The 12,211-nt window shown below is 64.0% G+C and carries 13 protein-coding genes; 6 read left to right on the forward strand and 7 right to left on the reverse strand.

The genetic code is table 11. From position 1 onward, the window contains the following. Window positions 1-74 precede the first annotated feature (74 nt). The 6 genes from QNI87_RS05970 (at window position 75) to QNI87_RS05995 (ending at window position 5,675) form a co-directional block, all read left to right on the forward strand. The gene (locus QNI87_RS05970) at window positions 75-365 is read left to right on the forward strand and encodes a GIY-YIG nuclease family protein (RefSeq protein ID WP_300595206.1); all 291 of its coding nucleotides are present in this window, start codon (window positions 75-77) and stop codon (window positions 363-365) included. A gap of 86 nt (window positions 366-451) precedes the next feature. Further along, the gene (gene lpdA / locus QNI87_RS05975; protein WP_300595207.1) at window positions 452-1,891 is read left to right on the forward strand and encodes a dihydrolipoyl dehydrogenase; all 1,440 of its coding nucleotides are present in this window, start codon (window positions 452-454) and stop codon (window positions 1,889-1,891) included. A 4-nt stretch (window positions 1,892-1,895) separates the two neighbouring features. After that, the gene (locus tag QNI87_RS05980; RefSeq protein ID WP_300595208.1) at window positions 1,896-2,888 is read left to right on the forward strand and encodes a hypothetical protein; all 993 of its coding nucleotides are present in this window, start codon (window positions 1,896-1,898) and stop codon (window positions 2,886-2,888) included. Between the two features lie 36 nt (window positions 2,889-2,924). Continuing rightward, the gene (locus QNI87_RS05985; RefSeq protein WP_300595209.1) at window positions 2,925-4,283 is read left to right on the forward strand and encodes an amidase family protein; all 1,359 of its coding nucleotides are present in this window, start codon (window positions 2,925-2,927) and stop codon (window positions 4,281-4,283) included. Window positions 4,284-4,308: 25 nt separating this feature from the next. Beyond that, window positions 4,309-5,031, forward strand: coding sequence for a hypothetical protein (locus tag QNI87_RS05990; protein ID WP_300595210.1), 723 nt, complete (start codon window positions 4,309-4,311; stop codon window positions 5,029-5,031). Further along, the gene (locus QNI87_RS05995; RefSeq protein WP_300595211.1) at window positions 5,028-5,675 is read left to right on the forward strand and encodes a trimeric intracellular cation channel family protein; all 648 of its coding nucleotides are present in this window, start codon (window positions 5,028-5,030) and stop codon (window positions 5,673-5,675) included. The genes QNI87_RS05990 and QNI87_RS05995 overlap by 4 nt, the downstream gene beginning before the upstream one ends. Window positions 5,676-5,783: 108 nt before the next feature. Here QNI87_RS05995 and QNI87_RS06000 read toward each other — a convergent pair whose 3' ends face one another. The 7 genes from QNI87_RS06000 to rplQ all read right to left on the reverse strand — a co-directional run bounded on the left by QNI87_RS06000 (window position 5,784) and on the right by rplQ (window position 12,090). Further along, on the reverse strand, window positions 5,784-6,692 hold the full coding sequence (locus tag QNI87_RS06000; protein ID WP_300595212.1) for a hypothetical protein: 909 nt from the start codon (window positions 6,690-6,692) through the stop codon (window positions 5,784-5,786). A 236-nt stretch (window positions 6,693-6,928) separates the two neighbouring features. After that, a complete protein-coding gene (locus QNI87_RS06005; RefSeq protein ID WP_300595213.1) occupies window positions 6,929-7,468 on the reverse strand; it encodes a hypothetical protein in 540 nt (179 codons plus the stop codon). 187 nt (window positions 7,469-7,655) lie between these two features. Next, window positions 7,656-9,095 (reverse strand): serine hydrolase, encoded by a 1,440-nt coding sequence (locus QNI87_RS06010; RefSeq protein WP_300595214.1) that lies wholly within the window; start codon window positions 9,093-9,095, stop codon window positions 7,656-7,658. Between the two features lie 7 nt (window positions 9,096-9,102). Continuing rightward, window positions 9,103-10,281 carry a saccharopine dehydrogenase NADP-binding domain-containing protein gene (locus QNI87_RS06015; RefSeq protein WP_300595215.1) on the reverse strand — a complete coding sequence of 393 codons (1,179 nt, stop codon included), beginning with the start codon at window positions 10,279-10,281 and terminating at the stop codon, window positions 9,103-9,105. Beyond that, window positions 10,271-10,963, reverse strand: a complete 693-nt coding sequence (locus tag QNI87_RS06020; RefSeq protein WP_300595216.1) for a DUF4166 domain-containing protein — start codon at window positions 10,961-10,963, stop codon at window positions 10,271-10,273. The genes QNI87_RS06015 and QNI87_RS06020 overlap by 11 nt, the downstream gene beginning before the upstream one ends. 35 nt (window positions 10,964-10,998) lie before the next feature. Further along, window positions 10,999-11,568, reverse strand: coding sequence for a MarR family transcriptional regulator (locus QNI87_RS06025; protein ID WP_300595217.1), 570 nt, complete (start codon window positions 11,566-11,568; stop codon window positions 10,999-11,001). Between the two features lie 99 nt (window positions 11,569-11,667). Then, window positions 11,668-12,090, reverse strand: coding sequence for a 50S ribosomal protein L17 (rplQ, locus tag QNI87_RS06030; RefSeq protein WP_300595218.1), 423 nt, complete (start codon window positions 12,088-12,090; stop codon window positions 11,668-11,670). Window positions 12,091-12,211: the final 121 nt, after the last annotated feature.

The following is a 12,211-nucleotide window of genomic DNA, read 5'->3' on the forward strand; positions in this document are numbered from 1 at the left end:
AGGAGCCCAGAAGGTTCGAGGGAATTGGATTCCTGCTTTCGCAGGAAAGCACGAACGGAAACGATAACGATGAAATGAAGGAGGGATGGCTCTACCTACTCGCAAGCAATCACGACGGAACTCTCTATCTTGGTGTAACAAGCGACCTCCTACAGCGGATCTGGCAACATCGTAACGGATTGGTCGAAGGGTTTTCCAAGAAGTACAATTGCACGAGGCTTGTCTGGTTTGAGCATTATCCCAACTTGCATGATGCGCGCGCCCGTGAGGCGCAAATGAAGAAATGGAAGCGAGCTTGGAAGCTCGAACTGATCGAGAAGGATAACCCCGGCTGGCGCGATCTCTGGCATGACATCAATCGGTGATCTCCTGCGAAAGCAGGAATCCATGCAACTGAGAATTGCCCTATCTGGGTTCCTGCGTTCGCAGGAACGCACGAATGGAGTTGGAAATGGCTGACCACGAATACGATTACGACGTCCTTGTCATCGGCGCTGGGCCTGGCGGCTATGTCGCCGCTATCCGTGCAGCGCAGCTGGGCCTGAAAACTGCCTGCGTGGAAAGCCGCGAGACTTTGGGCGGTACTTGCCTCAATGTCGGCTGCATCCCTTCGAAGGCGCTGCTGCATGGCTCGGAATTGTTCGAGGAGGCCGAGGGCGGCCACTTCGCGACCTGGGGCATCACCGCCAAGCCCAAGCTCGACCTTGGCCGCATGATGGAAGAGAAGACGAAGGCGGTGGGCGAGCTCACCGGCGGGATCGAATTCCTGTTCAAGAAGAACAAGGTCACCTGGCTGAAGGGCCACGCGGCGTTCGAGGATGCGCACACCGTCAAGGTCGGCCCTTCGACAGGCTCAGGACAGGCTACGACGCACACCGCGAAGGACATCGTGATCGCCACCGGCTCCAGCGTCACACCCCTTCCCGGCGTCGACGTCGACAACGAGGCCAAGCGTATCGTCGACTCCACCGGCGCGCTCGAACTCGAGGAAGTGCCCGAGCACCTCGTCGTAATCGGCGGCGGTGTCATCGGGCTTGAGCTCGGCAGCGTTTGGCGCAGGCTTGGCGCAAAGGTCACCGTGGTCGAGTTTCTGCCGCAAATCCTGCCCGGCATGGACGAGGAAGTTCGCAAGGAAGCCAACAAGATATTCAAGAAGCAGGGACTTGAATGGATGCTGGGCCACAAGGTCACCGGCGCCGAGGTCAAGGGCAAAGGGGTGACCCTGACGATCGAAAAGGCCGAAGGCGGCGACGAACAGACCCTCGAAGCGAGCCATGTGCTCGTTTCCATCGGGCGTCGCCCCAACACCGATGGCCTTGCGCTCGACAAGGCGGGGCTTCAGGTCAACAATCGCGGCCAGATCGAGATCGATCATTCCTTCCGTACGAAGGTCGACGGCGTTTGGGCTATCGGCGACTGCGTGCCCGGCCCGATGCTGGCGCACAAGGCCGAGGATGAAGGCATTGCGGTCGCCGAGAACATCGCCGGCCAGACCGGCATCGTGAACCACGATGTGATCCCCAACGTCGTCTACACCGCGCCCGAAATCGCCGGGGTCGGCCTGACGCAGGAGCAGGCCATCGAAGCCGCGGGCGGCGACAAGAAGAAGGTCAAGGTCGGCAAATTCCCGATGATGGCCAACAGCCGCGCCAAGGCGAACCGCGACACCGATGGCTTCGTGAAAGTCATCGCCGATGCCGAAACCGACCGCGTGCTCGGCGTGTGGATGATCAACACGCTCGCGGGCACCATGATCGCGCAGGCAGCCCAAGCGATGGAATTCGGCGCCACATCCGAAGACATCGCCTACACCTGCCACGCCCACCCGACCCACGCCGAAGCCTTCAAGGAAGCGGCGATGGCGGTGCGGGGCAAGCCGATCCATATGTGACCCGATGGCCCGCTCGATTGCCATTATCGGAGCGGGCCAGATCGGTTATGCGGCGGCGCGCGAGTTCCTCTTGAGCGATTGGCGGGACTGGGATGTGCGGGTCCTCGCCCGCACCGAACCGGCCTGGTCACTCGAAGACGTGGAATTCGAACGATACGTCGCTGGCGAAGACCCCGCACCTGAAGCGGATGCAGTCCTCGACACGATTGCCTTCGATGCGGACGACGTCGCGCGCTACGATCCGGACCGCGTCGGGCGCTATATCGCCATGTCCTCCGCCGCTGTATACCGCGATCCGGAAGGCCGCAGTTTCGACACCGCAGCGATCACCGGTTACCCCGATTTCGGTCATCCCATTCCCGAAGACGCCTCCACGATAGCGGGCGGCCCCCAGAGCTATTCGACGAAGAAAGTGCGCATGGAGCGCAAGGCACGAGAGCTTTTTCAAGAACGCTCGACTGTGCTGCGCCCCTGCGCGATCTATGGCCCTTACAGCCGGCATCCGCGCGAGTGGTGGTTCGTCAATCGGATCAAGGACAGGCGGCGCGTCATACCGCTGGCTTTCGATGGTGAGAGCGTCTTTCACACCACGTCCGCCCGCAGCATCGGCGCGTTCGCAGCGCACGCAGCGGATCTGGACATCGGCGGCGTGTTCAACGTAGCCGACGCCAACGCCCCGAGCGTTCGCGAGATTGGGCAAGCGATCGCTGCTCAGTTCGGCAAGCGCATCCGCTTCTACGGGATCGAAGGCCCTCCGGTCGGATCGGTCGGAGCAACGCCGTGGTCGGTTCCCGCCCCTTTCGAGGTAGATTGCTCGAAGGCCTTCCAGGCCGGGTTTGACGATTTCGCCGATTACCGCGTCGAAGTGGCGGAAACTGTGAACTGGCTGCGCGGTCTGCCCTCGGACCAATGGCAAACCCTGTTTCCGCAACTCGCCGCCTACCCGCGCGAACACTTCGACTACGAAGCCGAAGATCGCTTCTTCGCATCGCTGTAACGCGCTAGGTCCTCAGTAAGAGAGGGACACCCCATCATGACCTATCCGCGCCTGACCGACAAACCCGGCCTTATCGAGACCGCCGAAGCGATCCGGGCTGGCCAGCTTTCGGCGCGCGAGGCGGTGGATGCAGCGATCGTGCGGATCGAGAAGCTCGACACCGAAATCAACGCGCTCGCCGTCCCGGATTTCGAGCGCGCGGCGGCCTGCGCCAAGGCTCTCGACGAAGCCGGCCCCGATCCCGAAAGGCCCCTCTACGGCGTGCCGATGACAGTCAAGGAGAGCTTTGATGTCGAAGGGCTGCAAAGCTGTTGGGGGCACACAAATCTCACCGACTATATCGCCCCGCGCGACAGCGAGGTGGTGCGACGGCTCAAGGCGGCGGGCGCGGTTATCGTGGGCAAGACCAACGTGCCGACCGACCTCACCGACTGGCAGAGCTTCAATCGGGTCTATGGCCGGACGAATAATCCACACGATACCGGGCGCTCGCCCGGCGGATCGTCGGGTGGCGGCGCGGCGGCGGTTGCCAGCGGCATGGTCGCGGGCGAGTACGGGAGCGATATTGGCGGGTCTGTGCGCGTTCCAGCGCATTTTTGCGGCGTGTGGGGCCACAAGACCACCTGGGGCCTTGTTCCCAAACAGGGTCACGATCACCCGCTGATGGCCCGCCGCCCCGGTTTTCTTGCCGCGCATAACGGGGCGCTCTCGATCGCCGGTCCGCTCGCCCGCAGCGCGCAGGACCTTGCGCTGTTGACCAAGATCGGCGCCCAATACCCGCTGGCGCGCACGGGCAAGCCGCTGAGGGAAGGCCGCCTGCTGGCGATCACGGAATATCCCGGCGCGCCCGTGGATACGAGCGTTGCCGGACCCACCGAAGCGGCCATTTCCTCGCTGGTTCAAGCAGGCGTTAGCGTCGATCGCGCGAGCGCTCTCGTCCCCGATCTCGAAAAGCAGTTTGCCGACTATATGCGCATGCTCAACATCGCGATGGCACGCGGCGCGCCCTCCCCGAGCGGCAAGCGCGCGAGCGCGACCGACTGGTTCGACCTGCTCGACGCGCAGGCCGCCAACGCGTTTGAGTGGGCGCGGCTGTTTGAAACCTACGATTTCGTTCTCGCGCCGCCGGCGCCGGTGCTCGCCGTGCCGCACAGCGAGGCCCGCGTCTTCGACGCGACAATCCGCGTGAACGGCTCCGATGTGCAGGGCGCCTCGGGCCTCGCCTGGGCGGGCATTGCGACTTTTCCGAACCTGCCATCGACCGTGCTCCCTATTGGCAGCGGTACCTATGAGGGCGCGGTGCTGCCCTGCGGAATGCAGGTGATAGGCCCTCGCATGGCCGATCTGGACTGCATCGCGGCGGCGGGCGAGATCGGGAACATCTTGCACGGCTAGCCGCTTGCCGCCATGGGCGCTGCGCATGGCAAGCAAACGGATAATGCAGCGTCTGGCGCAATGGCACATCTGGCTGGGCTGGCTGGTGGGTGTACCCATTGTCCTCTGGCTGGCCTCGGGCCTCTTCATGACCCTGAAGCCCTTGCCCGAAGTGCGCGGCGAGCATCTGCGCCTGGAAGCGGAAGCCCCCATGCCCCTCATCCTTGAAGGAAGCGCGATCGCCAGCGCGGACAAGCGGCTTCGCGAGATGCGGGTGGTGATGCAGGAGGGACGCGCGGTCGCCATCCTCACAACGCTCGACGGCGACAGCGCCCGCGTCGACTTTGCCACGGGCGAACCGATCCCGCCACTGGACGCGGCGAGAGCGCGCGAGCTGGTCGCCCGAAGCATTGCGGGCGGAGACCGGGTCCGGGCCGCCACCTTCTACGAAGCCGACGAGGTGCCGTTCGATTTTCGCCGCCCCCTGCCCGTGTGGCGCGTCACACTCGAAGATGGCACCTATGTCTATGTCGGGCGCGACACGGGCCGTATCGAGGCGGTGCGCACGCGCTGGTGGCGCTGGTTCGATCTGGCCTGGGGCCTGCACATCATGGACCTTTCCGAGCGCGAGGATAACAGCCACCCGATCCTTATCCTCTTCGCCGCGCTCTCGCTTTCGGGCGCGCTGATGGGCTGCGTTTTGATGTTCCGGAGGCGCCGGGCGCGCACGCGCGCACCCATGCCGCGGCAAGAGAGGCCATCGACGTGAACGGCGAAGTCCTCACCCCCATTCTCAACTGGCTCGATGTATTCGGCATTGCAATCTTCGCGCTGTCGGGAGCGGCTGTGGCCGCGAAGGAACGGCAGACTTTTGTGACGATGGCGTTCTTCGCCCTGGTCACCGGAGTTGGGGGAGGCACCGTGCGCGATTTGCTGATCGAGGCCCCGGTCTTCTGGATCACCGATCCGCGCGTGCCCGCCGTCTGCCTCATCTGCGCGACCCTCGCGTGGTTCACGCCGGTCCGCCTGTGGCAGGGCAAGGCGTTCGATATGGCCGATGCGGCCGGCCTTGCCGCCTACGCCGTGCTGGGCAGCGCCAAGGCCACCGCGTATGGCATCCCGCCCATCCCGGCGGCGCTGATGGGGATCATCACCGGCTGCGTGGGCGGTATCATCCGTGACGTGGTGGCCGGGCGCCCATCGATCATCATGCAGCCCGAACTCTACGTGACCGCCGCCGCGCTCAGCGCTTCGCTGACCGTGGCTGGCATGGTGGTGGCGCAATGGCTCACGATCAGCGATGGCTGGGTCTGGGGCGTGGCCTTCGTGGCGGGGTTTGTCCTGCGCGCCGCGGCGATCCAGTTCCAGATCGCCCTGCCAAGCTATGGCGGTGGCAAGGAAGCCAACGGATAGCCAACCGCTCTACTGCCCCACTCACTCTCGCCTCCAAAAGCGCAAACGCGGGCCACCGCCAGGCGATGACCCGCGCTTCCTACGCAAGCGGCAAACGCGTTTCCCGCTTTACTCTTCGCCGGGGACTGGTCCCCCCGGATAGGCGGGCATACGCTCCGCCGTCAGCGGGACGAGCGGCTGCGCCGGGCGTTCGCCCGCGTCGGCAAACCGCTCGGACGTGCTGTATGTGGTGTAACGCTCGTCATCCAACGATGCGCGCGCGTTGGCGTAGAAATCGTCGGTGCGCTGGCCGGGTGCTGCGCCGCTGGCCGAGCGATCGGGACGATCATCAACGGCGCCGCCTCGAAAACCGCCATACTCGATGTCCGAGATCCGCCCGTCATTGCCGATTTCGCACGAAAAGCCCGAGCCATCGAACACACTGCCCGTCACGATCCAGCCGCTTGAGACCCGGGTGGCGCCATCGACGGTATCGACCCGGATATCGCGCTCGATTTCGCGCAGACATTGCGAGACCGCGTTGTCGATCCCGTCGCCGCCAGAGCTTCGCGGATTGCGATCGCGGTCATCGTAGCGGCGCGAATCCTCGTAGCGCCGCGAATCCTCGTAGCGGTCGGTTCGGACTTCACGATCGACAATCACCACATCGCGCTCCCGGCGGCGGTTGTTTGCGGTCGCCACCGCGGCGATCCCTCCAATAATAGCGACCCCGGCAAGGACCTGTCCGAAGCTGGGACCGCGTCGCCAACCTCGGCGCCAGCCGCGCCGGAAGCAACCGCGCCAACCGCAGCGGCGCCATTCCTGGATATCGCTGTTCGCATCGTATGAACTGGTGGAGAAGGCCCCTGCCCAGTCGCCCGCCCAGTCGCCCGCCCAGTCGCCCGCCCCGCCGCCGGTCAAGGACGCCGATGGCGCTGGCGGCGTGGCTTGAGGTGTCAATGCCGCCGATGCGGGCGCCGTCATCGCCAGTGCGGCCGCGAGGCCCAGACTTCCAGCGAAAGGTGATACGCGAGCCATAAAGCTCCCTCCTGTTCTTCGTGTCGAGGTGAGCGGCCACCAATCGCTCAAGGTGCGCATAGCAATAAAGCGCCCTTGCTTACACCCCGCTGAACCGGGTGATGCACAGCGGGACGAGCGAAGGGCTCAGCCGGCAAAGGGAAAACACGGGCAAAGGAAAGGACACCGGCAAGCCCCCCGCTTGCCGGTGCCCGAGCGCTTCGCGTCTTCAGTGCGAGGCGCTCAACTGACGCGGATCAACGCAGGCCGCGCACTCCGCGAAAGTCAACGAACGGGCGCCCTCTTCCGTCGAAGCGGCAGGTGAAGCGGCCACGGTCGAAGTTGCGGCGGAAGGCCGGGTGGCCCTCGACCACGATCCGGCCACGAATGCGAAATCCGAACCGGGTGCGGTCAACATCGCGGATCTGCGTAACCTCGGCAAAGCGCCAGCCGCCAAACCGGCGCGCCTGTCGTTCGGCGGCGCGCACGCAGCGATTGATCGCGCGGCGCGGACGGACATTGCGAAAGCCCGGCCCGGCGCGGTTGTGGTTGTAGGCAAAACGGCGGTTGTCGAAGCGGTGGCGATCGCCATCGAAAGCGCCCGCCAGCGCGGCCACGCCACCGATCACCGCTGCACCGGCGATTATCTCTCCTGCGCCAATGCCGCCGCGGTCGCGACCATCATCGGCCAGAGCGGGGGTTGCACAAGCGAGAGCCATCGCGCCAGCGGCGACAGTCCCGAGCGCTCCCTTGGCGATTTTCGGCGTGAAAGTCGTCTTGTCGATCATGGAGTTCATCCTCGGGTTCTTCAGCGAGGGCGGGAGTGCCCGTTCACTGTAAGAGCGTTTTAGATGAACAAAAGTGAGATCAATCTGAGCGGGGCTTGCAGCTCTCGTTCAGTTTTATACGTCTTTTTATGAACAATTCTTCCCTTTGAGTGGGTTGATAACCCCTCCGCCGCATGCCTTTGATCAACTAAACCCCTCAATCGAGAGCCGCAAGCACATCGCGGGTAAACGCCGCGATATCGAAGCGCGTGCCCACCACGTCCTCGCCGCGCCGCACAATCACCACATTGCGCGACGGCACGACCACGACATACTGCCCGCGATTGCCGCGCGCCGCGAAGGCGTCGTCGGGAATGCCCTCAAAAGCGTTGCCTTCGGGGCGACGAAACGTCCACCAGCCCGCGCCATAGCCCCATTGCGTGCCCTCAGGCTGCGGACCGCTGGGGGTGGAGACGTAGTCGCGCCAGCCTTCCGGCAAAATGCGCTCACCATTCCAGACGCCGTTGTTGAGATAGAGAAGCCCCAGCTTCGCAAGATCATCCGCGGTCGACCACACCTGCGAGGACAGCACATAGTTTCCCTGCCAGTCGGTTTCGGCAATCGTCGCGTTCATGCCCAGCTTTGCAAAGAATTCGGATGGCGGATGCGCATCGAAGCTGCAGGCGATGGCCTCGACCGCCATCAGCGTATCGTTATTGGCGTAGCGATAGACCGTGCCGGGCTTGTGCACCAGCGGCCAGTTGGCGGCGCGCTCATCGATGGTCGTGCCGCCCCAGTAAAGCGGATCGGTGCGGTTGCCGGGCGTGTCGGAATACCGGCCCGACGCCATGCGCAGCAGATGATCGACGCTGACCGCGTTGCGCGGATCGCCAGCCGCTGGCGTGGCTTTCGTCAGCAGCTGGTCCCCGATGCACGCCTCGCCATTATGCTTTGCGACCCCGACGAGTGTGGCAGCGATGCTCTTTGCAACCGACCAGGTGCGCTGCGGGGTTTTCTCGCTGAAACCGGGCGCGAGACGCGCCGCGCCAACCAGCCCGCCGGTGCCTTCGCGGCGCTCTATCATTACGACAGTGGTGCGGCTTCCCTCGCCATATCCGCCGGACATCGCCGCATCGAGGACCGTGTCGAGCGCAGTCGGCTGCGGCTTTGTCCAACCGTCGCTCTTCTGAGCTTCGATCGTGAAAGAGAACCTTTCCTCCTCGCGCTCCGGCTCCTGCGTCACAACCGGCGCATCGAGTTCGGGGAGGAGTGTCGCGGCGTCCCAGCCGATGGGCAGAGTGACGCAGCCGTGGTCATAATCGTGCCGCGCGATCCGGGGAGGCATATCATCGGCCCATTCGACCAGCACATGGCGGATATGCCCCTCCTCTGCCCGGACGATCTCATAGGGCAGATCGCGAATGATCGGATCGAGAGCGGGATAGATGCCGGTCAGTTCCCATTCGTGGACGCTTTGCGGCGTGCGCTCGCCACCGACGCGCTCCGCATTCGCAATCGCGCTGCATAGCATCAGCCCCTTATACCCCGCTGCCAGCGCCCTATCGTAGCGCGCATCGAGACGCTCCTGGGCCGATTGGGCGGTGACGGGTGCGGCGATGAAGGCGGCGATCGCGCCGACGATGACAGATGTCTTCATGCCCCGATTATTGCCACGCCGTCTGCGGCAAGGCTAGTGGGGCATCGCGACCATCTCGCCGTGGCTCGCGCCCTTCCTCAAACGTGCAGTGCTCGATACCGAGCCGGGCAAAGTCCGCTTCGAAGTCTGCAAGGCTGAGAAAGCCAGAGCACACACGGGCACCCGGATCGGGCCGCCATCCAGCGCGGTAACGCCGCAGCATGGCCATCGCGGCAAGCACCGGCACATAGGGGCCTCGATTGGCGTTGGCCTTGAGAAACCAGCGGCGCGCGAGGGACCTGCCGTGTTCATCCTCTCCGCTGGCGTAGACCGACATGCCGCCGCGATCCGATCCGAAGGGAAGGAACCACTTCGCAATGGTGAGCATCGGACGCGAGAACGGGCGCAGGCTCTCGACCCAGCCCCAACGCACCGGGAGCGCCATCAGGGCAAGGCCCAGATGGAGCAGGCCAAGTTCCAGCCCTGCGTAGAATTCGGCGCTGCGGCGCGGCGCATACCGCTCGACCAGCAAGTCCTGCTCGGGCGTTTCGCACACGCTGGCCCAGCGTTTGCCCACGCCGGGAAGCTTCTCGCGATGGAGCAAGCCCCATCCCGGCACGTCGCGCCAGCGGCCCTTCCGAAAGACGCGCACCGGGCGCCCCACATACGAAAGGATGCCTTCGACGACGGCGAGGCCGCGCGGCGCCCTGTTGCCCGGATAGATGCCGATGCGAAGTGTGTCGATCGCGCTCCACCCTTGCGTGATGTGGTCGATGACCGCGTGGCTAAGCGCCGGGATTGAACTCGCTCCGGCGGTCAGCGCCATGCCCGCTCCCTTCGCCGCTTCATCGTAGCGCGTGAAAGCCTGCACAAAATCGCGCCCATCGGCGAGGTCCATGTAATCGACGCCGGCCGCCATGGCGGATTCGACGACGCGCATGTGAGACGCCTGAAAAGGGCCCGCCGCGTCAATGACCAGGTCGAAGCCTGCAAGATCCTGCGCGGTGAGGCTTGCGCGATCGAGGGCGAGGCTCTTCACAGGCCGTGACAGCCCTTGTGCCAGCGCGCTTAACTTGGAAAGACCGCGCGCGGCCAGTGTGAGATCGATCGGCTTGTCTTCTGCGCAAATGAGACGCGCCAGACGCGAGCCGAACACACCGCTCGCGCCAAGCAGAAGCACGCGCAAAGTCTTGCTCTCACGCGTCATGGAAAAGCCCTTCCTGATAGACCAGCTCGCCCAGCCATTTGTGGCTCAGCCTGAGCGAAAACACGAAGCTATCGTCACTCACATGGCGGTGTTTCACGACGGTCTCACCGGGGCATACCCAATCGGGAAGCCGCACGCGTTTGCCGAAGAGCGAGACAAAGTAGTGATCGCTGCGAAAGGCGATCCCATCCTCAAGCGCGCTGACGTTGAGGGCCATCCCGATCCCGAGACCGATACGCTCTTCCAGCCCGGTGGGACCGTCAAAGCGCTTCGAGCTGTGAATGACCTGCGGAAAGCCGCGCGAGCGTGCGTAGGTTCGGGTCCAGAGCTGCCCTTTTCCCTGCCGATCCTCCATCACGGAGACGGCGGCAGGCAACCCGCATTCGCGCCCCAGAGGCAGCGGCGCGCCCACCAGCCGGCACGCCTGTGCGAACAGCCACCCCATCGCCGAGAAGCGCGCCTCGCGGATAACGCCGGGATAGACGACCATCCTCTGATCCACGATCCGCTTCGAGAAACGCCGTCGGACCGAAGCGGGAAGCGCGGCCCAGCCTTTCGAACCAATCAGGCGGCGAAAGCGCGGATCGTACGGCGCGTCAGACTGTGTGGGCGATGAAGCCTGCTTGGTTTGAGGCCAAGACGCCCCGTATTGGCCACTTCTTTCAGCAATTGGCATCGGCATCTCGCACCGCCTTTCCGGCCCCTTTCGCGGGGCTCTTAATCCTCGGACTTCTTGCCCGGCCTCCAATTGATGAGCTTGGTGACGCCAGAGCCCATCTTGATCAGCGCGGTGAGCGCGGGCTTGGGAACCTTGGTCATCTCTTCGTGCCAGCGCGACATGGTGGTGACGAAGTCGAGCATGTCCGCCAGCTTTTGGCGCGCCTCGGGACTGACTTGCGGATCGTTCTCCGCTTCCTCGTTGCACACGCGAAGCGCCGCCTCGGCGGGGTCGATCTCGCGCGCCTTGCGGCCTTCCGCGATCTTGATCGCCATCTCCCAGATGTCGGTATCAGCGGCGAAGTGATCGCGTCGGTCCCCCATGACAGGCACACGGTGGATCAGCTTCCAGCCCAGCAATTCCTTGATCGAATTGGACACGTTCGACCGCGCCATGCCCAGCTGGTGAGCGATATCCTCCGCCGTTAGCGGCTTGTCCGAAATGAAGAGCAGCGCGTGGATTTGCGCCACCGAGCGGTTCACACCCCACTGCCCGCCCAGATCGCCCCAATGAAGGACGAAGCGAGCCACGGATGGCGGAAGTTCCGAATCGACATTTATTTCTGTCATGACAGAATTATCCGATAGTTCCGTCCTTTCGTCAAGCGGCAAACAAAAAGGGCCAGCGGATCGCTCCGCCGGCCCTTCCCATTGTCTGTATTTGCCCGCTTACGCTTCGGCGTACTCTTCTTCATCGGTCATGACCGGGCCGCTGTCCTGGCCGCGCGCATCTTCGTCGCGATCGACGAACTCGATTACCGCCAATTGAGCCGCGTCGCTCTCGCGGAAGCCAGCCTTGAGCACGCGCGTATAGCCACCGTCACGATCCGCGTAGCGCTCGGCCAACACGTCGAAGAGCTTCTTGAGCTGTGTTTCATCGCCAAGCTTGCTCATTGCAAGACGCCGGTTCGATAGGCCGCCGCGCTTGGCCAGCGTGATCAGCTTCTCAACGTAAGGACGCAGTTCCTTCGCCTTGGGCAGCGTGGTGACGATCTGCTCATGCTTGATCAGCGCAGCCGACATGTTGCGGAACAGGGCCTTGCGGTGGCCCGACTTGCGGCTCAGCTTGCGCTGCGAAATTCCGTGACGCATTTTTCATTCTCCGTTCGTAGGGAGCCCGTGTGAGGTAGCTCCATCCTGGTGGCTGTTAAGGCCGCCACCTTCATCCAATATGAGCTCCGGACCTGATCCGGAGCCTAGGGCAACTGGGCTC

This window comes from Erythrobacter sp. (assembly GCF_030066995.1).
Taxonomy (GTDB): domain Bacteria; phylum Pseudomonadota; class Alphaproteobacteria; order Sphingomonadales; family Sphingomonadaceae; genus Erythrobacter.